Annotated in this window: 10 protein-coding genes; 3 read left to right on the top strand and 7 right to left on the bottom strand. The window is 67.7% G+C overall.

Going from position 1 to position 23,605, the window contains the following annotated elements; genetic code table 11:
- Positions 1-228: 228 nt before the first annotated feature.
- From ACJH7A_RS07045 to ACJH7A_RS07035, 3 genes are all read right to left on the bottom strand, one after another.
- On the bottom strand, positions 229-1,317 hold the full coding sequence (locus ACJH7A_RS07045) for a glycoside hydrolase family 19 protein (protein WP_406775415.1): 1,089 nt from the start codon (positions 1,315-1,317) through the stop codon (positions 229-231).
- The gene (locus ACJH7A_RS07040) at positions 1,318-1,635 is read right to left on the bottom strand and encodes a WXG100 family type VII secretion target (protein WP_406775416.1); all 318 of its coding nucleotides are present in this window, start codon (positions 1,633-1,635) and stop codon (positions 1,318-1,320) included.
- Positions 1,636-1,869: 234 nt separating this feature from the next.
- Complete coding sequence (locus tag ACJH7A_RS07035) at positions 1,870-2,742, bottom strand: CDP-diacylglycerol diphosphatase (RefSeq protein ID WP_406775417.1); 873 nt, start codon at positions 2,740-2,742, stop codon at positions 1,870-1,872.
- A gap of 316 nt (positions 2,743-3,058) precedes the next feature.
- On the opposite strand from ACJH7A_RS07035, the gene ACJH7A_RS07030 reads away from it, so the two are divergent.
- Together ACJH7A_RS07030 and ACJH7A_RS07025 are read left to right on the top strand one after the other, a co-directional pair.
- Complete coding sequence (locus ACJH7A_RS07030) at positions 3,059-4,771, top strand: AMP-binding protein (RefSeq protein WP_406801661.1); 1,713 nt, start codon at positions 3,059-3,061, stop codon at positions 4,769-4,771.
- Between the two features lie 9 nt (positions 4,772-4,780).
- Positions 4,781-5,422, top strand: a complete 642-nt coding sequence (locus ACJH7A_RS07025; RefSeq protein ID WP_406801660.1) for a GAP family protein — start codon at positions 4,781-4,783, stop codon at positions 5,420-5,422.
- A gap of 118 nt (positions 5,423-5,540) precedes the next feature.
- Here the strand turns inward: ACJH7A_RS07025 and ACJH7A_RS07020 are convergent, their stop codons facing one another.
- The 4 genes from ACJH7A_RS07020 to ACJH7A_RS07005 form a co-directional block, all read right to left on the bottom strand.
- Entirely contained in the window at positions 5,541-6,437 is an 897-nt protein-coding gene (locus ACJH7A_RS07020) for a hypothetical protein (protein ID WP_406801659.1), read from the bottom strand.
- Between the two features lie 175 nt (positions 6,438-6,612).
- Entirely contained in the window at positions 6,613-7,782 is a 1,170-nt protein-coding gene (gene pe / locus ACJH7A_RS07015) for an acyltransferase PE (RefSeq protein ID WP_133425846.1), read from the bottom strand.
- Positions 7,779-10,754 (bottom strand): RND family transporter, encoded by a 2,976-nt coding sequence (locus tag ACJH7A_RS07010; RefSeq protein WP_133425845.1) that lies wholly within the window; start codon positions 10,752-10,754, stop codon positions 7,779-7,781. Before ACJH7A_RS07010 ends, pe begins: the two co-directional genes overlap by 4 nt.
- Positions 10,755-10,760: 6 nt before the next feature.
- Positions 10,761-12,170, bottom strand: a complete 1,410-nt coding sequence (locus ACJH7A_RS07005; RefSeq protein WP_133425844.1) for a condensation domain-containing protein — start codon at positions 12,168-12,170, stop codon at positions 10,761-10,763.
- Between the two features lie 358 nt (positions 12,171-12,528).
- On the opposite strand from ACJH7A_RS07005, the gene ACJH7A_RS07000 reads away from it, so the two are divergent.
- The gene (locus ACJH7A_RS07000; protein WP_406801658.1) at positions 12,529-23,583 is read left to right on the top strand and encodes a type I polyketide synthase; all 11,055 of its coding nucleotides are present in this window, start codon (positions 12,529-12,531) and stop codon (positions 23,581-23,583) included.
- Positions 23,584-23,605: the final 22 nt, after the last annotated feature.

Below are 23,605 nucleotides of genomic sequence, written 5' to 3'. Positions count from 1 at the left end.
TCTCAGCCCCACCACCGCTGGTCATCGTGCCATCCGCGTTCAACGTCTTGATGCCAGTCGAGTCCGCTTCCGATTCCTTCCAAGTGCCAACGAATTGCGAGGCCATGAACTGGCCGTTGCAGTCTGCTGCGGGCGCAGACGGCGAGGAAGTCTCGCTTCGGGACGAGGTACTTGTACATCCCGCGCCGGCGGCGCAGCAGGCCATTACGAGCATTGCGATGGGCAAGTTCATCGACCTAACACCTGTAATCCTTTCTGGTAGTACTCAGTCCGCGCCGCCAGACCATGGTCACCACCATTAACCATCTCTGTGATGGCCCGAATATCCCCAGTATCTGCTACAGCATTACCGTTGTGCGTATCCCAGTACCAAACGGCAGTCTTGAACGCCCACTCTGGGGTCGCAGCCAGCTCAGGATGGCCAACAAGGTCAACTCCCAGTGCTTTGCTCGCTGCGGCGTAGTTATCTCTGCCTGTCAACTGGATGACTCCCCGACCCTTGAAACGCATCCCGTCACCAGGCTGACAATTTCCCAAACCGCTCGGTCCAGAGCACCGACCTTCGTACTCGGCACCACTTGCGTATTCTTCGTACGTCCTAAATCGATCGGACTCGACGGCAATCTGAGAGATGAACGCGGCCTGTCTCGCTGGAGTGTTCATGCCGCCCTGACGCATCGCATCGTTTAGCGGGCCGACCATCTCTTCCGCTTTCTCCCGGCTTAATTCGGGCACAATCTGCATTAACTGGTCCGCCGTAACGGGAGTGAAGCCATCGGTCGGCGGTGGCGCTGGTGGTGGTGCCTGTGACGTCGTTGGGTCATCGCCAACGGCAGCTCGCATTGCGGCGGCCAACTCGTCATCGGTGGCTTCGGCTTTGGCGTGCAGTTTTGTCAGGTCATCTTGCAACGTCTGCCAAGCTCCGATGAAGGCCAGGTCACTACCGCGCCCTTCGCCGGTATTGCCGATATCCACTTTCCAGTCCGGCGTGACGGTCCAGTGATTCGCTCGAGCGAGTTCATCGATCCGACGCATTTCCGAACGACACTGGCGGACATCTTCTTCCGCCTTGGACGCAGCGGCAGCAACCTTGGCAGTTTGGGTGGCGTCAGCATTGGTCTGAGTGATGGCTTTAGTGATGTTTGCGCGAAAGGCGTCGGCAGCATCCCCGTGCCAGTCCGCCAGCATTTGTTGCACCTGCTGCAGACGGCCTGCCGTCGTCTTCAGAGTTTGGGACCGGCCAGTGGCCGCGTCAAAAATCTGCTCAATGGCGAACAGGTTCCAGCGCCGCACATCGTCGGTGGAAAGATCACCCACCTATAGACCCATCCGCCCGGCGATACCCGTGATGTTCTCGGCACCATCCACATCGGTGCCTGTGTACAAGGCCGCTGCCTCTATCAGCGCCTCCGACAACTGCGTCAAAGCCTGCAGATGTTCTGTGTGGCGAGCCTGCCACACTCCTGCAACCTCGCCCAGGGATTGCTTCGAGGAGCCGATCCACCCCTCGGATGCATCCTCTACCTCGGCTTCATGATCAATGAAGCATCCCGCCGCATGTTGAATCGCGTCGAAAACATGACCACCGCCCTGGTGGACAATCACCGGATCAACCTGCAAGTCGCCCACAATCACGCCCCCACTGTCGCCTACAGATGGCTCCCCCGAACCAGCGTATCGCCCTGCACCGCAGCGTTCCGTCATCAATTTGAGGGCTGCGCTACGACCATCCCTGGCAGCTGATGTTTGCGTCAACCAACGGGAACGCGACGATCCGAGCACGAAACAGCCGCCCTGCTTCTGACCTGAACAGAAACAAGCCGCCCACCTCGGCGTGAGATGGGCGGCCTCTGTCTGGCTACAGCGTCCCTAGCGCTTGTCCATGATGCCCTCGATCTGGTCGACACCGTGGATGCCGCTGTTGGTGTCGCTGGCCAGGACGATGAGCCCGTTGCCCTCGTGGTTGAGCGTGACCAGCATGGTCTCGTGCGCCATCGCGGCGTGCTTGTTGCCGTGGTTGTAGAGCGGCGTGACGACGTCGTCGTTCAGCTTGGCGAAGAAGTTGGTGTCGATGCCGTTCGCGTTCCAGGCGCGGTACTGATGCTTGCTGTTCTGGACGAAGGTCTTGTCGTGGTCGGTGACCTCGATGACCTGGTCGACCCACTTGTGCTCGTCCTTGCTGACCTTGCCGGCCTTGACGGCCCGGTCGATGTCTTCGCGGGCGGGGCCGTAGAGCCGGGTGAGGTGGATGTGCAGTTGGTCGTATCCGCGGCCGTCCTGCGAGTTGATGCCGAGGGCCCAGTCCGGCGAGCTCCCGAAGTGGATCGAGTCGTAGGCGTCCTTGAAGTAGTTGGGGGCGTCCGAGCGCAGCAGGTTGGGGCATTCGATCCCGGTCTCCCGGACCGTCGGCACCACCAGCAGATCCTGGACCGCCTTGATGTCGTGCTTGCCCGGGTGCACAGCGAAGCCACGGGTCGAGTCATTGCCCGGCCACTGGACCTGCAAGTTGTGACCCGGGTTCTTCGGCGAGTGCTCTCCCACGCCGTGCGCCGGCGGCTTCACGCCGTCCCAGATCTTGTCGTCCTTGTGGGTGAGGTCGCACTCCATGAAATGCTGCGTGCCCGTCTCCGCGTGGGCGGCGGGCGAGAGACCGAACGCCAGCGCCGGCGCTGCCACCAGGGCGGCGGCGGCCGCGATGCGGCGGGTGTAGCGGGAGCGGGTGGTCACGGTCGTGGTGGTCATATCGTCTCCTGAAGGTTGTGGGCCGTTTTGGCGTTGAAACAACCTTCGCGGAATCGACGCCCCAGGTCAGTCCGCTGATCGGGCCCTCGACCGGACGAAATCGGCGTCCCCCGATTGGGGGACATGCACCGGTTTCCGATGATCGGCTCTCTTTCGACACATTCGATTTGGAGCCGTCAACTTTCCTTGGCCGTCAACGAAAGTTGACGGCTCCCGACGAAAGGTGTCTGTGGAGAGCCCGGCCTCGGTGACCGGTGTAGCCCCCGCCGGCAAACCAGGTACCACCGGTCACATGTGAGTTGAGTAACCTGGCGCCATGTCCGATGCGTCGATCCTGTCCGTGCTGCGCGAGCGCGCCGGCGCGACTCCCGACGACGTGGCCTACACCTTCACCGACTACGACCACGACTGGGACGGCGTCACCGAGAGCCTGACCTGGGCCCAGCTGTACCGTCGCACCCTCAACGTGGCGCATGAGCTCCGCATGCACGGCGTCCCCGGCGACCGCGCGCTGATCATCGCGCCGCAGGGGCTGGCCTACATCGTCGGGTTCCTGGGCGCCATGCAGGCGGGTTTCATCGCGGTGCCGCTGTCGGTCCCGCTACCGGGTTCGCATGACGAGCGGGTGAGCGCCGTCATCACCGACACGTCGCCGACGGTCGTGCTGACCACCGCGGCCGCGTTCGACATCGCCGCGCAGAACGTGGACGACGGTGCCTCGATGGTCGCCGTGATCGCCGTCGACACGCTCGATCTGGACGCGGACCGGGACTTCGATGAAGAGGTGCCGGCCGGCCCGGACATCGCCTACCTGCAGTACACGTCGGGGTCGACGCGGTTGCCGGCCGGCGTGATGATCTCGCACAAGAACCTGCGCGTGAACATCGAGCAGTTGCTCGCCGATCTGCTGTCGCAGCACGGCGGCGAGCTGCCGCCGGGGTCGACGCTGGTCTCGTGGCTGCCCTTCTACCACGACATGGGCCTGGTGCTCGGGATCGCGGTGCCCATCTTCTCCGGCCACAAGGCCGACCTCATGAGTCCGATCGCCTTCCTGACGCGCCCGGTCCGCTGGCTGCAGGCGCTGTCGCGGAACAACCCGGCGTGGTCGGCGGCGCCGAACTTCGCGTTTGATCTCGCTACGCGCCGCGTCACCGACGAGGAGATGGCCGAGCTCGACCTCAGCGGCGTCATCGGCATCAACAACGGCGCCGAGCGCATCCACCCGCCCACCCTGATCAAGTTCGACGAGCGCTTCGCGGCCGTCGGCTTCCGGCCCGAGATGATGGTGCCGTCCTACGGCCTGGCCGAGGCCACGCTCTATGTGGCCAGCGGTGCGCACGGCCGGCCGCCCGAGGTCGTCGAGTTCGCCGCCGAAGAACTGACGCAGGGCATCGCCTTGCGCAAACCCGGTGGGACGCCGCTCATGCGGTACGGGCGGGCGCCCTCGCCGCTCCTCGAGATCGTCGATGCCGACACCTGCCAGGTGTGCCCCGACGGCGTCGTCGGCGAAATCTGGGTCCGTGGCGACAACGTGTCCGCCGGGTATTGGCGCAAGCCCGAGCAGACCGGGTCCGCCTTCGACGCGACCCTGGTGAACGCCCCCGAGGGCACCCCCGGGACGGGCTGGCTGCGCACCGGGGATCAGGGCTTCATCTCAGATGGCGACTTGTTCATCGTGGGCCGCATCAAGGACATGCTGATCGTGCGCGGCCGCAACCACTACTCCGACGACATCGAAGCGACGGTGCAGAAGATCAGCCGGGGACGGGTGGCGGCGATCGCCGTGACCGACGACCACACCGACCAGCTGGTCACCATCATCGAGCTCAAGGCGCGCGCCGATGCCGCGACGCTCGACGGGCTGAAAAACGATGTGGTGGCGGCGATTTCGCGGGCACACGGGTTGCAGGTCGCCGACGTCGTTCTGGTGGAAGCCGGGTCCATCCCGACCACCACGAGCGGCAAGATGCGGCGGTCGGCGTGTGTCGAGCAGTATCGGCAGGGACAGTTCATCCGGTTGGACGCGTAACCGCACCGCATGTGGATCACCCTGCTGGTGATGGCGATCGCGGTCAGCCTGGAGCCGTTCCGCATCGGCATGTCCGTTGTCATGCTGAACCGGCCGCGCCCGCACCTGCAGCTGGCGGCATTCCTGTGCGGCGGTTTCCTGATGGGCCTGTCCGTCGGCGCGGTGGTGCTGTTCTTCCTCGAGTCCCGGTTACCCGCTTGGGCCTCAGCACATTTCAACCTGCCGACGGTCCAGATCGTGATCGGCGTATTGGCCTTGGTGGCTGCAGTGCTGCTGGCCGTGACGAAGGGGCGCGAGCGGACCGTCCCGGACTGGCTGACCCGGCTGCTCACCGGGCGGTCGCTGTGGGTCGCGGGCGTCGCGGGCCTGGGCATCGCGCTGCCCTCGGTCGACTATCTCGCGGCGCTGGCCGTCATCGCCGCCGCGCACCTCGAGGCGGGGGTGCGAATGGGTGCGCTGGTGACCTTCAACGTGGTGGCGTTCTCGCTGGTCGAAATCCCGCTGCTGGCCTACCTCATCGCACCGCAACGCACGCGCACCGCAATGAGCAACCTGCACAACTGGATTCGCGCGCGCCAGCGTCACGAGGTCGCGGGTCTGCTGGCGGCAGTGGGTGTTGTGCTCGTCACCGCGGGTGCGGTGGGGATCTAGTTGCCGTTGTGGCCGCGAATGTGCAGCCAGCGCTTCCCGAACCCCGGATCCGCGATCTGTGTGCACGCTCGCGAACCGCCGGGCCGCGCATCGTCGCGAATGTGCAGACAGCGCATCCCTACGCAATTTTCCGTGATCTGGATGCACGCTCGACGAGGGATGCCGGTGCGGGTTCACCAGTCGCGGCCCAGGCTCGAGCCACCCGGGCCAGCACATCACTTTCGGCGTGCCGCTTGACCACTCGTATCCGCGTCCAGCCCAACTCATCTAGGTCCTCTGATCGAATGATGTCGTGGGCGAACCGACGTGGGTCCGTCCGGTGATGGTCACCGTCGTACTCGACTGCCAACTTGTATTTCTCCCAACCCATGTCGAGGTAGTACTGCCGCTTGCCGTCGGCACTCCGCACCGGAATTTGCGTCGTCGGTCTCGGGTACCCGGCGCGAATGAGCAATAGCCGTAACCAGGTCTCGGGTGGCGACTCGGCACCCGCGTCATAGAGGTCGAGGGCGGCGACCAATTGCCGCATGCCGCGCGCGCCGCGATGTTCGAGCGCAAGCCGGCGGACGGCATCCGCCGTGAAACCGGTTGCGTTGCCGAGTGCGTCGAGCCGAGCGATCGACTCATCGAGGGTGCCGCGGCGGCCGATGTCGAAGGCCGTCCGCTCAACGCTGGTGAAGGGAAGTCCGCCGCGAACAACGACGTCGTCTGCCGCCAGTTGAACCTTGTGCGTGACGATTCCAGCTGGTGGCCGGCGGCCCGACCAGGCCAGTTCGATCGGGAGGCGATCTTCGATGTAATCCGCGCCATGCAGGCGCGAGGCGGTAAGGCCGGCAATCACCCCACCGCGCCGTGACCACAACCAGGCCGCCGTGGCTCGGTGGTAGATCGTGAGGTCGTCACCCGACTTGTCGGTGTAGACGTCGGGGAACATCGCGGTGTACCGGGAGCGCAATTGATGCTTCCGCACTCGCCCGGCGGCAACCGCCTCGCTGCCGATGAATGGGGTCTGCACAAGCACTCACATTGCGGCATCGCAGGTATCGCGGGAACCGCGAAGGCACGATCTGTGGATGGATCGCGCACTGTGGATAGCCCGCTCAGTTCCGCGAATGTGCTGCCAGCGCGCCCCAAACGCGATTCTCGCGATCTGTACGCACACTCGCGGACCGAGCGAGGACGCGCAACCCCTAGTGCGCGCTCGGCCCGTGGCTCAGCACGTAGTTGATGCCCGACATCAGCTGTGACACCGGGTCGGCGGCACCACCGAAGGCGGCCTGGGTGGCCGGGGCGGTGGCTGCGGCGGGGTCGTAGCCGTTGACGGGATCGACGGTGACGGGTGCGGTCGCCGGGTCGTCGTTGCGCGAATATCCGGCATCCACCATGGGTTTCATCACGGCGTCGAGGTGATTCATGTCCGCTTCGGACATGCCGAGGTACTTGAACGGCACGACGAGCGGCAGGTGCTGCTCGGGGATCATGTACGTCGTCGTCGTCGCGCCGCGGGAGTTGACGGTCTTGATGACGTTCTGCGGCGGCACGTTCTTCGGGTTGGTGAACGCCACCGCGGTATGGCCGGTGGCCAGGCCGACGACGGCGTTCGCGAGCGCCATCAGATTGTCCGGGCGGTCCGGCCAGTCGGCGATGCTGTCGTACGCGGAGATGAATTGGTAAGTGTCGTACTGACTGTCGACCACCGGCGGCATCAGGAAGTCGAGCGCGGGGACCGTGCTGCCGACGGGGTAGGTCTGCCGCAGGAAGCTCTGCGTCCACGGGTTGATGGCGAGCGGGTCACCGTAGGTGGCGAACGACAGCTCGTTCGGTGGCGGCGCGGCCGGGTCGTACGCGAGCCGGTCCTGCACGGCGTGCACGACCATGGCGCCCTCGGACAGGCCGATCACCGTGCCGGGGCCGCCGGCCTGAACGCGGTTGATGACGTTGTTCTTACCGACCTCGACGGACTCACCGATGCTGGGTCCGTTCAAGCCGATCTCGGGCATCTTCTGATGTAGCTCGTCGATGCCCGGGATGACGCTGAGCACGTGGCCCTGCACCTGGCCGGCGGGGTAGTCGACGATCTCTCGATTGAGACCCGGGAACCAGTCGGCGCCCGTACGACGGATGTACTCGTCGTACGGGATGCCCATGACGTGCGCGCCGCCGAGTGCGTACCCACGGCCGGGGGTGCCGATCGGCGGGATGGCCGGCACGAGCGGGCCGCCGGAGCCGGCGTCAGAGCTGGAACCGGGACCGGTCCAGGGCTCGTCGGCCGTCGCGATCCAGTCGGCGAGGGGCCCGGAAGCACCGACCGTCAACAGCGTGGTGGCAATCGCCAACGAGCTGGCAAGTCGCTTGTTCATACGTTGCTCCCCTGCGGTTTCGGGCGGGACGGCCACCAGTTCGCTTCTCCGACGAGCGTGGCCATGGCAGGCACGGTGATGGTCCGCACCAGGAAGGTGTCCAGCAGGATGCCGGCGCCGATGACGAAGCCGCCCTGGATCACGGTACCGATGCTGGAGAACAGCAGACCCCACATGGAGGCCGCGAAGATCAGGCCGGCCGCGGTGATGACGCCGCCGGTCGACGACAGCGTGCGGATGATGCCGTACCGCATGCCGTGTGGCGATTCGTCACGCATGCGCGAGACGAACAGCATGTTGTAGTCGGCGCCGACCGCGACGAGCACCACGAAAGCCAGTGGTGGAACGGTCCAGTGCAGCGGCTGGTGGAACAGGTACTGGAACACCACGACGCCGATGCCGAGCGCCGCGAAGTACGAAAGCACCACGGAGCCAACCAGATACAGCGGCGCGATCAGCGACCGCAGCAACAGCATCAGAATCAGCAGCACCACCGCGACGGTGACGATGATGATGAACCGGATGTCGTTCTGGTAGTAGTCGCGGGTGTCCTTGAGCGCCACGGGATAGCCGCCCATCGACACCGTGGCATCCGACAGCGACGTGTTCGGCTGGGCGCCGCGGGCGGTGTCGCGGATGGTGTTGACCTGGTCCATCGCCGCGGCGCTGAACGGGTCGAGTTTGGTGAGGACGAGGTAGCGCACCGAGTGCCCGTCGGGCGAGATGAACATCTTGGACGCCGACTTGAAGGCCTCGAGCTGCAGCACCTCGGGCGGAATGTTGAAGCCCGCCTGGGTCGGGCCGCCCGCGTTCTGTTTCATCGACAGCAGGAAGGCGCCGGCCTGGTCGAGGCCCGACCGCATCAGTTGGATCTGTTCGACGACCTCGTCGACCCCGTTGGCGACTTCGCGGCTGCCGCTCGCCGACCGATCGGCACCCTGGCGGAGCTTGGTCAGATTGGCCTGCGCGCCCGCGGGACTGTCCATCCCCATGGTGCGCATCACCTTGGTCAGGTTGGTCATCGCACTCTGGAGTTGCTGCACCGACGCGTTGAGCGTCTTCTGGTCCTGCATCGTCTGCAGCTGCCCGGCGAGCTTGTTGATCTCGTCGATGGTGCCGTCCTGGCGCGCTTCTTCCAGCCGCTGGAAGTGGCCGCGGGTTTCGGCGCACGACAGGTCGAGGTCGCACACCGCGTTGTTCTGCAGCGCCGCCAGCACGGGGCCGACCCAGCCGAACATGTCTTTGGCCGCCGTGTAATTCAGCCCCAGGGTGTTGCCCAGCTTGCTCACGCTGTTGACGAGCTTGGCCGCGACTTCCACGTTCTGCACCAGCTTGTTGCCGCCGTACTGACTGCGGATCGCGGTGAAGGCGTCGAGCGTCGTCTGGAGTTGCGTGGCGATCTGGCCGACCTGGCCGCGTACGTCGGCGAGGTTGGTCGCGAGCGTGTCGGCGCCCTTGGCCAGCCGGTTGATGTCGTTGGTGCGCTGGCCGATCATGCCCGCGCCTTCTGTCAGCCGGTCACCGACCAGGCCGGCCTGGAAGGTGGCGCGGAACTCCGGCGGCACTTCGCCGAGGGGACGGGTGATGCCGCTGACCATGGCGACGTCCGGCAACTGGCTGATGCGCGACGCCATCTGCTCGAGGTCCGCGAGGGCCTGCGGGGAGCGCAGGTCGCGCGGCGATTGGACGAGGACGTAGGACGGCACCGACTGGTTGACGTTGAAGTGGCTCTCGAGCGCGGCGTACCCGATGGAGCTCGGGGCCGACGCTGCGACGGCCTTGCGGTCGTCGTAGTTGAACTTCGCGAAGCCCGCGGCGCTGGCCAGCAGGAGCAGCACGAGCAGGCTGGCCACCAAGTGCAGCTTCGGTCGGCGGACGATGCGCGCGCCGGACCGGCGCCACAGCTGCGCGGTGATCTCGTTGCGCGGCTTGATCCAGCCCCGCGGCCCGACGAGCGTGATGATCGCGGGCAGCAGCGTGACCGCGGCGAGGAACGCCACCAGGATGCCGATGGCCGACGAGACGCCAACCGTGGAGAAGACGCCCATCTTGGCGAAGCTGATGCCGAGGAAGGTGACGCCGACGGTCGCGGCCGACGCCGTGATGACCTTGCCGACGGAACCCAGCGCGCGCCGGACGGCATCGGTGGATCCCAGGCCCTGCCGCACATAGTCGTGGTAGCGGCTGATCAGGAACACCGCGTAGTCGGTGCCTGCGCCGAAGATCATGGCGCTCAACAGGATTATGGCCTGGTTCGACACCCCCAGCCCGGTCAGCTGCGACAACCCGGCGACCGTCGCCTGCGCGATCACCAACGACATGCCGATGCCCGCGAGCGGCAACATCATGGTCACGGGATTTCGGTAGACGACCAGCAGCACGAGGAGCACCAGGACCGCGATGGCGATCTCGATGGGCATCCGGTCCTTCTCACCGGCAACGGTGAGGTCGGCGACGGTGGCCGCGGGGCCGGACAGGTGGATCTTCAGCGGGCTGCCGGCGGTGCTGTGCCGCACGATGTCGGCCACCCGGTTGTAGGCGGCGTACGACTGCGGCGTGCCCAGCGCGCCGGCCAGGCCGACGGGCAACACCCAGGCCTTCTTGTCCTTGCTGGTCATGAAGTTGCGCAGCGGCGGGGTGCTGATGAAGTCCTGCATCATGACGACGTCGTGCGGGTCGTCGCGCAGGGCGTCCACCAACTTGCGGTAGGTGGCTTCGTCGTTGCGATCCAGGCCGCGGTCGTTGATCAGGACCACGAGCAGCAGGTCGTCGGTACCGGGTTCCTTGAAGGCCTCGGTCATGTGCCGGGCGGCGACGTTCGACGGCGCATCGGCGGGCAGCATCGCCAGCGGATGCTTCTGGGCCATCTCGTTGAGACTGGGGACAGCCAGGGGCAGGGCCACCGCCAGCGTGATCCACAGGCCGATCACCGCCCAAGGCCACCGCACCACAAAATCGGCTAGCCGTCGCAAGTCAGGTCACCAGTTCCCGCCGTCGGCGATCCGCGTGCAGACCGACTTCATCGCCTCCAGGTACCGGGTCACGGACTTTTTGGCGATGGGGTTGTCCGGGTACATGACCTCCATGACCGTGCCGCCCTCGTAGCGGAAGACGTAGATGGTCAGCTGGTAGGAGTACCGGCCATCGGAGTAGATGCCGATGTTGTTGGCGTATCCCATCTCGGTGGCGGCCAGGATGGTGTTGAGTGGCGCCGCGCCGCCGTGCAGGAAGTTCGACACCGGGAAGTTGGGCCGCGGCCAGTCCAGCCACGGTGCGAGCTCCAGGACGCGGTAGTACGGAACCCGCGCCATGTTGAGGTTGCCGTCGAACGACTCCTGCGCCGCCCAGGCGGCTTCGTTGAAGGTCGCCGCGGCGATCGGCACGGTGATGGGCACCAGTCCGGTGAACCAGCCCTGCGTCATGAAGTTGTCCGACGTGCGCCGGGTGTCACGCGGGGTGAGCCCGTAATACGTTGCAGCACCGGTCAATTCGTGCTCGACCTGGGCCATGCAGGCGAACAGGCCGCCGACGAAGCGGGCACCGGCCGCCTCACAGGCAGACTCGAACCGTGCCGTCTGCTCGGGGTCCATGAGCGATTCGCCGACCATGTCGCCGACCGACGGCTCCATGGCGTTCCCCAACGGCAACGGGAACTCCGGCATGCTGTTGTTGTTGTTCTCAGCAAACTCGATCCAGGCCTGCACCTCGGGAGAGTCGACGGTCAGCGCCGAGGTGCGCTCGTGCTCCTGGACGCACCATTCGTCGAAGCTGCCGGCGTCGGGCAGAGCAAACGCTGAGCCACCTGTTGTCAATGCTGTGTACCGGCCATGAGCCTCCAGCATCGTGATGCCGATGAGCGCCGCGTCGCCGTGGACGTGGTCGATGGCCGCGTAGAAGTTGAAGCTGTCTTCGCTCTGGACGATGCCGAAGGAGAAGCAGCCCCACTCGAGCGGTGTCGGGATGTCCACGAGGTGCTTGCGGACGTCCTCGACCGCCAGTTCACCGTGGTTGACGGGCTCGAACTCGAGGTCATCGGGGTCGGTGAGGGTGTGCCGGAGGATGTCGCCGTCGCCGGTGTACTCGAACCAGCTGCGGTAGGTGTCGTGCCTGCGCAGATAGGAGTTCAGCGCTTCGTTCATGGCCGCGATGTCGCACTGACCAGGGACTTCGCACGTCGCGATGATCTGCCGGGAGTACTCCAGGCCCGAGCCCGTGCGCTCGACGACACCGCGGATGTGCTGGCCCTGCATGTAGCTGACCGGCACCGAACTCACAGGTGCCCGCCGGGCCACTTCGCGAGCCGCCTCGGTGGGGTGCCAGGAGGTCAGAACACCTGGGATCGGCGTCCAATCATCGATCTTTCCGATCGTGATCTTCCCGATTCGCAATTACTTTCCTCCCAGGTTTGGGCACACAGAGGCCCGGCAACACTGTTGGCGCCATCAACATACCCCGGCAACCTTTGCCGGCGCCGTTACGCCTGGTGGGGCGGTCCGCGCTGACCAACCACCACCGGCGCACATAATCCTCGTGCTTCAGCAACCTACATGTAATACTGGCCCGCAGAAGATGAGCTGGCCGTGGCCGTTCGGAAGATCAACTGGCCATTCATGACTGAGCCGGCCGTCAAGTAGATCTGCCGACCAATCGTCGAGGCCGGCCGTTCGCAACATAAATTCTGGCGCTGAACACGGTCTCCTGCGCGGGATCGGACGTCACCGGCAAAACGCGGAGGACAGCTTTTTCATGGCAACGATCGAAGGTCCGGAAACGTCCAGCTTCGCGATCGTCGGGTACGCCGCCCGCTTCCCCGGAGCCACCGACGCCGAATCCTTCTGGGAGATGCTGCGCGAAGGCCGGGACGCCGTATCCGAGGTGCCACAAGACCGGTGGGACGTCGACGAGTTCTTCGATGCCGACCCGGACGCCCGCGGCAAGATCATCACGCGCCGCGCCGGCTTCCTCGATGACGCCGTCGGGTTCGACGCTCCCTTCTTCGGGGTGTCCACCCGCGAAGCCAAGATGATGGACCCGCAGCAGCGGTTGCTGCTGGAGATGGCGTGGCGCGCCGTCGAACACTCAGGCACGGCGCCGTCCGCCCTGGCCAACACGCAGACGGGCGTGTTCATCGGTCTGGCAACGCACGACTACCTGGGCATGGCCTCGGGCGAGCTGACCTACCCGGAGATCGAGGCCTACATGGCCATCGGTACCTCAGGCGCCGCGGCAGCCGGCCGCATCAGCTACCGGCTGGGCCTGCAGGGTCCGGCCGTCACCGTCGACACCGCCTGCAGTTCGTCGCTGGTGGCCGTCCACCAGGCGTGCCAGGCGCTGCAGCTCGGTGAGTGCGATCTCGCGCTGGCCGGTGGCGCCAACGTCATCCTGAGCCCGGCGACCATGATCACCTTCTCGCAGTCGCGCATGCTGGCCCCGGACGGCAAGTGCAAGACGTTCGACGCCTCCGCCGACGGCTATGTGCGCGGCGAGGGCTGTGGCGTCATCGTCGTGAAGCGACTGGAAGACGCGGTGCGCGACGGCGACCGGATCCGGGCCGTCATCCGCGGCAGCGCCATCAACCAGGACGGCGCCTCGGGTGGCCTGACCGTCCCCAATGGTGTTGCGCAGCAACGTGTTATCGCCGAAGCGCTGGAGCGCGCGGGCCTGTCGCCTGCCGACGTCGGCTACTTGGAGGCGCACGGCACCGGCACGTCGCTGGGTGACCCGATCGAGGTGCAGGCCGCGGCCGCGGCCTACGGCACCGGGCACGACGCCGACAACCCGCTGCTGATCGGCTCGGTGAAGACGAACATCGGGCACCTGGAGGCCGCCGCGGGCGTCGCCGGCATCATCAAGGTCATCCTGTCGCTCGAGCATCAGGAACTGCCCAAGCACCTGCACTTCAAGAACCCGTCGCCGCACATCCCGTGGGACCGCATCCCGGTGAAGGTCGTCGACGAGGCCACCACCTGGGAACGCGGCGACCGGCCGCGCGTCGCGGGCATCAGCTCGTTCGGCTTCTCCGGCACCAATGCCCATGTCCTGCTTGAGGAAGCACCCGCCGCCGCGCCGGCGCAGGCACCGGCCGAGGAGCCTGACGACCGGCGCTTCATGGTGCTGCCGCTGTCGGCCCGAACCCCGGCCGCGCTGCTGCAGTCGGCCGAGGACTACCGCACCTGGCTGACCGCGCACCCCGAGGCCACCCTCTCGGACGTCTGCATCACCGCGGGTGCGGGCCGCGCCCACTTCGAGCACCGTGCCGCGCTCGTGGTCAATTCCCTGGATTCCGCGCGCGAATTGCTCGGCGCGCTGGCCGACGACCGCCCGGCGCCGGGCCTGGTGCGCGGCACGTCCGCCGACAAGCCGAAGACCGCCTGGCTGTTCCCCGGTCAGGGCAGCCAGTTCGCCGGCATGGCCAAGGAGCTGTTCGAGACCGAGCCGGTGTTCGCCGAGACCGTGAAGCAGTGCGCGGCCGCAGTCGCCGATGTGCTCGAAAAGCCTTTGCTGGACGTCATTTTCGAAGGTCCGGATGAGACGTTGCGCCTCACCAGCTACGCCCAGCCGGCGATCTTCGCCGTCGAGATGGGCCTGGCGCGGCTGTGGCAGTCGTGGGGTTTCGAGCCCGACGTCGTGCTCGGCCACAGCGTCGGCCAGTACACCGCGGCCTGCGTCGCCGGGGTGTTCAGCCTCGAAGACGGCATGCGCCTGCTCGCCGAGCGCGGTCGCCTGTTCGGGAACCTGCCCCCGGGCGGCCGGATGGCGGCGATCTTCGCCGCACCCGAGCGCGTCGAGCGGCTGACCGACGAATACCCCCGCCTCTCGGTCGCCGCGTACAACGGCGCCAACACCGTGCTCTCCGGTCCGGGCGCCGACCTGGAACGCGCTGTCGCCGGGCTGACCGGTGACGGCATCCGCTGCGACTGGCTGGAGACCAGCCACGCCTTCCACTCGGCGCTGCTGGACCCGGCGCTCGACGAATTCGAGTCGTACGCAAACCAATTCACGTTCAATGCGCCGCAGCGCATCCTGGTGTGCAACCGCACCGGTGACACCCTGGGGCGCACCGCCAAGCTCGACGGCCAGTACTGGCGCCGGCACGCACGTCAGCCCGTCGAGTTCTCCAAGGGCGTCGAGACGCTCGCCAAGCTCGGTTGCGCGGTACTGCTCGAAGTCGGCCCGCAGCCGATCCTGACCGCCGCGGCCCTGCGCGCCTGGCCCGACCCGACGAGCGCACCGCGCGCCATTGCGTCGTTGCGCCGCAAGGGCGCCGACCACCGGCAGATCACCGAGGCGCTGGCCACCACCTACACCGCCGGCCACCTGCCCGACTTCGCCGCCGTCCGGCCCGGCTCGGCCCACAATGTCGATCTGCCGACCTACCCCTTCCAGCGCAAGGCGTACTGGTTCCGCGACGAGCGCGTCGCACCGTCCGCCACGGCGCACATGGGCGGGGCGACCACCGAGGCCGTCCGCCTGCTCGAAGACGGCCGCATCGATGAGCTCGCCACCTTGCTGGGCGGCACCGATGAATCGACGACCGCAGTGCTGAACAAGCTTGCGGCCCAGCACAACCGGCAGCGCACCGCGCAATCCGTCTCGGACGCCCGGTACGAAATCCGCTGGGACAAGATCGCGGCCGGAGCGCCCGCGGAGGTCGGCGAGGGCTCCGCGTGGGTCGTCATCAGCGACGACGCGGCCGTGCTCGCGCCGCTGACCGAGGCCCTGACCCGGGCCGGCCACCGGCACCGCGTTCTCGGGTTGCTGAGCTCCGACGCCGACGAGCAGCAGCTGGAGGCCGACCTGCGCGCGGCTGTCGAGGAGGAGCCGACGCTGCGCATCCTGCACGTCGCCGGGCTCGATGCCGACCGGGCTTCCATGCAGGCCGTGCTGCGGGTGCAGCACCATGTCCTCAGCGGCACGCAGCGCCTGTTCCGCGCGGCGGCCGCCGCCGAGCTGCGGGCGCCCATCTGGGTGATCACCCGTGGTGCACAACGCGTTACCGACACCGACACCGTCGCACCCGAGCAGACGGGTCTGTGGGGCTTCGGCCGTTCGGCAGCGCTGGAATACCCCCAGGTGTGGGGCGGTCTGGCCGACCTGGCCGAGGGCAGCACCGAGGAATGGTCGCGGTTGCTCACCCAGGTGATCGCGGCGCCGCGCGGCGAAGACCAGATCGCGCTGCGCGCCGAGGGGGTGCACGTGCCGCGCCTGGTCCGCCGTACCGGGCAGCCGAACCCGACTCAGCTGGAATTGCGCACTGACGCAACGTATCTGGTGACCGGTGGCCTGGGTTCGCTCGGCCTGGAGATCGCGGGTCACCTGGCCGCGCACGGCGCCCGGAATCTGGTACTGACCAGCCGGCGCGCGCCGAGTGAGGCAGCGCAGCAGCGCATTGACGCACTGCGCGAGCAGTACGGCTGCCAGACGCGTGTCGTCACCGCCGATGTCGCCAATCCGCACGACGTCGCCCGCCTGATGTCGACCCTGCGCGCCGAACTGCCGCCGCTGGCCGGTGTCGTGCACGCCGCCGGCGAGAACAGCACCACGCCGCTGGCCACCCTGGAAGACGCCGAGCTGGAGCGCGTCTTCTCCGGGAAGGTCTGGGGCGCTTGGTACCTGAGTGAAGCCGTCACCGACCTGAAGCTGGACTTCTTCCTGTCCACGTCGTCGATCTCGGCGGTGTGGGGCAGCTACGGCCAGACCGCCTACAGCGCCGCCAACGCGTTCCTCGACGGCCTGACCTGGCGCCTGCGTGAGCAGGGCGTGCCCGGCATGAGCGTCAACTTCGGCCCTTGGGGGGCGGGCGGGAACGGCCACGCCGCCGGTATGGCCGACCCCGATGCCCGCGCCCAGTTGGAGCGCCGCGGCGTCCGCACCCTGTCCCCCGCCGACGCCCTCACCGGCATGGCCGACGTCATGGTGGCCGGTGGCAACCCCGCGGAAGCCGTTGTGGCACGCATGGATTGGGCCAAGTTCCTGCCGATCTACTCGCAGGCCGGGTCCCGTGCCCTGCTCGCCGAGGTCGCCCGTGAGGTGCCCGAATCCGCGACCGCCGGCGCCGTCGGCGCGTCCGGCAACACCCGACTGGTCGAGCAGCTCATCGCCGCGCCGGTGCAGCAGCGCAAGAAGCTCGTCTTGGAGTACCTGCGCGACGCCGTCGCCGAGGTGACGCGCATCGAGGCCTCCGAGATCCGCGAGGAGACCGGATTCTTCGACCTCGGCATGGACTCGCTGATGGCCGTCGAACTGCGTCGCCGTCTGGAACAGGGTGTCGGCAAGGAACTTCCGGCGACGCTCGCGATGGACCACCCCCGCCTCACCGATGTCGCGGACTACCTGCTCAGCGACATCCTCAACCTCAGCGAGAAGGCCGGTACGAAGGCCGTCACCGAGGTCAAGTCGCTCGCCGCTGCCGACGAGCCCATCGCCATCGTCTCTGTGGCGTGCCGTTTCCCGGGCTCGCCCGATCCGGATGCGTTCTGGCAGGTGCTTTCTCAGGGTGTCGACGCGATCAGCGAAATCCCCGAGGACCGCTTCGACGTCGACGAGTTCTACGACCCCGACGCCATGACGCCGGGCAAGATCTACACCCGCTCCGGTGGCTACCTGGACAGCGTCGACACCTTCGATCCGGAGTTCTTCGGCATCTCGCCGCGCGAGGCCGTGTGGATCGACCCGCAGCAGCGGCTGATGCTCGAAATCGCCTGGGAAGGCCTGGAACGGGCCGGCTATGCGCCGGCGGCGTTGCGCGGCAGCCGAACCGGCGTGTTCATCGGCGTCGGCGCCAACGAGTACTCGCACCTGCTCTCGGGCGGCTCCGTCGAAAATCTCGAACCGCACTTCATCACCGGTAACGCGCTCAACGCCATCGCGGGTCGCGTGTCGTTCACGCTGGGTCTGGAAGGTCCGGCCATGGCGGTCGACACCGCCTGCAGCTCCTCGCTGGTCGCGGTGCACCAGGCGGTGCAGGCCCTGCACGCGGGTGACTGCGACATGGCTCTGGCCGGTGGCGTCAACGTGCTGCTGAGCCCGGCGTCCATCGTCGCGGCGTCCCGCGCGCGGATGCTGGCGCCCGACGGCCGCTGCAAGACGTTCGACGCCGCCGCCGACGGTTACGTCCGCGGTGAAGGCTGCGGTGTCCTGGTCCTCAAGCGGCTCAGTGACGCCCAGCGCGACGGCGACCGCATCGCCGCGGTCATCCGCAGCACAGCGGTCAACCAGGACGGTGCGTCCAGCGGCCTCACCGTCCCCAATGGTGGTGCACAGCAACGACTCATCAACACCGCGCTGGCCCGGGCCGGACTCAGCGGCGGCGACGTCGACTACCTCGAGGCGCACGGCACCGGCACGCCGCTCGGCGACCCGATCGAGGTCCAGGCCGCGGCGGCCGCCTATGGCGCCGGCCGTGATGCCAACCGGCCGCTGCTCATGGGTACCGCGAAGACCAACATCGGGCACCTCGAATCCGCGGCCGGCGTCGCCGGTCTGGTCAAGGTCGTGTTGTCGCTCGAGCACGAAATGCTCCCGCAGACCCTGCATTTCAACAAGCCGTCGCCGCACATCCCGTGGGACTCGCTGCCCGTCCAGGTGGTCGACAAGCCCACCCCGTGGCACACCGACGGCCGTCCGCGTCGCGCCGGTGTGAGCTCCTTCGGCTTCACCGGCACCAACGCGCACGTGCTGCTGGAAGAGGCACCGGTGATCACCGCCGATGACGACGTCACGGATGAGACCACACCGGAAACCCCTGCCGCCGAACCGATCAGCGTCCTGCCGCTGTCGGCGCGCTCGGCCCAAGGCCTGACGGCGCTCGCCCAGCGGTACCGCGACTGGCTCGAAGCGCACCCCGACGCCTCGATCGCCGACGTCTGCTTCACCGCCGGTTCGGGACGTTCGCACTTCGAGCACCGCGCCGCGGTGGTCGCGAACACCGTCCACGACGCCAAGAACCTGCTGGAAGACCTGGTGGCGAACAAGCTGCGGCCGGGCGTGCTCAAGGGCGAATGCACCGACCCGCCGACCACGGCGTGGTTCTTCCCCGGCCAGGGCAGCCAGTACCCGGGCATGGCGCGCGAATTGTTCGACACCGAACCGGTTTTCGCCGACGTCGTACGCCGGTGCGCGCAGGCCGTCGACCCGATGCTGCCGCGCCCGCTGCTGGAGGTCATGTTCGGCAACGACCGCGAGGCGGCAGAGACCCTACGCAACACCGCGTTCGCGCAACCCGCGATCTTCGCCGTCGAGATGGGCCTGGCCCGCTTGTGGCAGTCGTGGGGCATCGAGCCCGATGCGGTGCTGGGCCACAGCGTCGGTCAGTACGCGGCGGCCTGCGTGGCTGGGGTGTTCAGTCTGGAGGACGGCGCCCGTCTGATCGCCGAGCGCGGCCGGCTGTTCGCCAGCCTGCCGGCCGGTGGCCGCATGGTCGCGGTGTTCGCCGATCCCGAATATGTGGAGCGTGCTGCTGAGGCGTTCCCGCGGGTGTCGGTCGGTGCGTACAACGGCCGCAACACCGTGCTGTCGGGTCCGGGTGAGGACCTGGAGCAGATCGTCGCCGCCTGCAGCGAGGACGCCACGCGCTGCACCTGGCTCGAGACGAGCCACGCCTTCCATTCGGAGCTGCTCGACCCGGTACTCGACGAATTCGAGGCCTTCGCAACGCAGTTCCAGTTCGCGGTGCCGACCCTGCCGCTGATCTGCAACCGGACCGGTTCGGTCCTCACTGCCGAGACGCCCATCAACGCGCAGTACTGGCGGCGGCATTCGCGTCAGCCCGTGCAGTTCACCGAGAGCGTCAAGACCGTGGCGGCGCTGGGTTGCTCGGTGCTGATGGAGATCGGGCCGCAGCCGATCCTGACCGCGGCCGCGCTGCAGTGCTGGCCCGAGGGCGCCGAGACCCCGCGCGCCATCGTGTCCCTGCGCAAGGGTGCCAACGCGCAGCGTCAGATCACCGAAGCGCTTGCCACGACGTACATCTGCGGGCACCGGCCGGACTTCTCGGTCAAGAACCGCGGACACCGTGTCGAGCTGCCGACGTACCCGTTCCAGCGGCGCCGCTTCTGGCCCAAGACCGCCAACGTCGTGGGAATGAGCTCCGGCGGGGCCGCCGCCACGTCCGGAATCCTGGGCAGTGCCAAGGATCTGGCCACCGGCGACACGATCTACAGCAATGTGCTGTCGGTCAAGACGCAGCCGTGGCTGTCGCACCACGTCATCTACGGCACCGTCGTGGTGCCGGGCGCGACGTACGCGGCCATGGCGCTGGCCTCGGTCGGCGCACCGGCGCGGGTGAAGGAAGTCTTCTTCTACGAGCCGATCATCCTGCCCGACAAGGCGTCTCGTGAGACCCAGCTGACCATCCGCACCCTCGAGGGCGGCGAAGGCTGGAAGTTCCAGGTCCACAGCCGCCCGAACGGCGTGCGGGAAGCCGAGTGGTCGCTCAACGCCGACGGCACCCTGCTGGCCGGCGCCGACGAGGCCGACGCGTCCGACAACGTCGCCGGTTCGATGGAGGACGTCGTCGAGCGCATGGAGCGGCTGCGCCCGCAGCAGCTCTTCGAGACCTTCAACGACATGGAACTGGCCTGGGGCCCAACGTGGTCCACGTCGCTCAAGTCGCTGTGGGTCCGCGACGGCATGGCCATCGGTGATGTGTCGGTCGGCGACGAGCTCGCCGAGCACCTCAGCAGCGAGCCCATCCACCCCGTCCTGCTGGACCTCTGCACCGGTGTCGCCTTCCCGGCGTTCCCGGCGCTGCTGGCCGCCGAACACGGCATGCACGACCTGTTCCTGCCGCTGCGGTACGGCCAGGTCGAGTTGCGCGAGAAGATGCCACGGCGCTTCTACGCCCGGGCCCGCTGGCACACCAGTGAGCTGACCAACGAGACGCAGGTCTTCGACATCGACTTCCTCGATCGCGACGGCAAACGTCTCGGCGGTATCACCGAGTTCACCGTGAAGCGGGCACCCCGTGAGGCATTGATGCGCGGGCTTGGCGGCGACACCACTCGCCTGCTGTACACGCTGGGCTGGCAGGAGGGTGCGGCACCGGGTGTTACTGACGCGGCCGAAGCTGCGACCACAGCGACCACCGGCACCTGGCTGGTCGCGGGATTCGACGAGTTGGCCGCCGGTCTCCCCGGGGCCGTCAAGCTCGACCAGACCCTGGACGCCGCCGCCTGGCAGCAGGCGATCATCACGGCAGCCGAGGCCGGCTCCCCCGTCACCGGAATCGTCTGGCGCGCTTCGGGCTACGAGGACGCCGACGTCGCGGCCCGCCTCGAGACCGAGGTCGGCACCGTGCTGGCAGGCATGCAGATCGCACTCGCCGAGGAGAAGCTGAACCTCACCGGCGGCCTGTGGATCGTCACCGAGCGCGCCGTGGCCACCGAGCCAGGCGAGCCCGTCGACCCCGTGCAGGCCGCGCTGTGGGGCCTGGGGCGCACCGTCATCAACGAGCAGCCGACCCTGCGGCTGAAGCTCGTCGACCTCGACGGCGCCGACGACAACGCCACCAACTGGCTGACCGGCATTCTGGGCACTCCCGTCACCGAGTCGGAATTCGCACTGCGGCAAGGCAAGTTCCTCGTGCCACGGCTGATGCACTGGGCGCGCAGCGGCCACCTGCCGATGCCGCGTTCCGACGACTACGTGCTGGCTCCCACCGAGCGGGGCGCGATCGACAACCTGCGGCTGACCGAGAAAGAAGTGACGCCGCCCGAGCCGCACGAGGTGCAGGTCCGGATCGAGGCCGCCGGCCTCAACTTCCGCGACGTGCTCAACGTGCTCGGCCTGTACCCGGGCGATCCGGGGCCCATCGGTGGCGATCTGTGCGGTGTCATCACCGAATTGGGTTCGGAGGTCACCCGATTCGAGGTCGGGCAGCGGGTGTTCGGCTCCATGCAGGGCGCCTTCTCCAGCCGGCTCAACGTGCCGGAGCAGCTGCTCGCCGTGGTCCCCGAGGGCATCAACCCGGTCGACGCGGCGACGCTGCCCGCGGCGGCGCTGACGGTCCGGTTGGCGTTCGACTGGGCGCAGCTCAAGCCGGGCGACCGCGTGCTGATCCACGCCGCCAGTGGTGGTGTCGGCTTGGCGGCGGTGCAGATGGCGCGCCAGAAGGGCGCGATCGTCTTCGCCACCGCCAGCACCTACAAGCGCGCGACGCTGCGCAAGATGGGCGTGGAGCACGTCTACGACTCGCGCACAACCGATTTCGCGGACCAGATTCTCGCCGACACCAACGGCGAGGGCGTGGACGTGGTGCTCAATAGCCTGACCAACGAGGGCTTCGTCGAGGCCACGGTGCGCGCGACCGCCCAGGGCGGCCGATTCGCCGAGATCGCCAAGCGCGACATCTGGACCCCCGAACGCATGGCAGAGGCGCGGCCGGACATCAACTACGAGATCGTCGCGCTGGACGTGACGATGATGACCGATCCCGCGCACATCCAGCGGCTCATGGAAGAGGTGGCCGACGGCCTGGCCAAGGGTGAGTGGACGCCGGTGCCCGCCGAGGTCTACCCGCTGACCGAGGCCAAGACGGCGTTCCGCCGGATGCAGCAGGCCCGGCACATCGGCAAGATCGTGGTGCAGATGCCGAAACCGCTGCAGCCGCACGGTGATCGGACCTACCTGGTGACCGGTGGTCTCGGGGCGCTCGGTCTGCACACCGCCGCCTACCTGGCCCAGCTGGGTGCCGGCGACATCGTGCTGACCAGCCGGCGCGAGCCGGACGGCGAGGCGCAGCGCGCCATCGACGCGATGATGGAGCGCTTCCACTGCCGGGTGCACGTCTTCTCCGGCGACGTCGGTGACGAGTCCTCGGTTACCGCGTTGCTCGACCGGATCCGCACCGAACTGCCGCCGCTGGCCGGCGTGGCCCACCTGGCGGGTGTGCTCGACGACGCGCTGCTGCCCCAGCAGGATCTGGAGCGCTTCCGGAAGACCCTGGGCCCCAAGGCCTTCGGCGCGCTGCACCTGCACAAGCTGACGCAGGACGACGATCTCGACTTCTTCATCGTCTACTCGTCGGCGTCGGCGGTGCTGGGTTCACCGGCGCAAGCCAACTACGCGACGGCCAACGCGCTGCTCGACGGCCTCGTCGCGCACCGCCGGGCACTGGGTCTGCCGGCCACGGCCGTCAACTTCGGTCCGTGGGGCCGCGGCGGCATGGCCAGCTCGCAGGCTGCCACCGCGAACCTCAGCGCGCAGGGCATGATGCCGCTCGAGCCGTCGGCGGCCCTGGCTGCCCTCGGTGAGGTGATCCGCCACGGTGCGGCGCAGGCGACGGTCCTCAAAGCCAACTGGCAGCGGGCCGCCAAGATGCTCGGCGGCATCCGCCCGCCGCTGCTCGACCAGGTGTTGCCGACCAGCGACACCGCGGCCGCCGGCGACAGCGAGCTGCTGCGGCAGCTGCAGGAGATTCCGGACGCCCAGCGCGCCGGCTTCATCACCGAGTTCCTGCAGAAGGAGGTGCAGGGCTTCCTGCGCCTGGCGCAGCCGCCCGCGGCCACGAGCCGGTTCCTCGATCTGGGCACCGACTCGTTGATGGCGGTCGAGCTCCGCAACCGGTTGTTCGGTCAGTTCGGCGGCAAGTTCGACATCAGCCCGACGGCGATCTTCGACTACCCGACCCTCGGCGAACTCGCCGGGCACCTGGCGTCGCAGCTGCCGCCGTCGGATGCGCCATCGGGTGCACCGGAGGCGACGGTTGAGGAGTCGGCCGCGGCGGAGTCGGCGGCGGAGGCTGCGGCGCCTGCCGAGGCTGCCGGCGACGCCGAGCCTGAGGCACCTGCCGCACAGGAGTGACGACTGTGACGGGTGTGCACGC

Source organism: Mycobacterium sp. SMC-17 (genome assembly GCF_045310915.1).
In the GTDB taxonomy this organism is placed as follows: Bacteria; Actinomycetota; Actinomycetes; order Mycobacteriales; family Mycobacteriaceae; genus Mycobacterium.
Note: the sequence above shows the minus strand (reverse complement) of the source record. Positions and strands in the feature narration are given on the sequence as shown.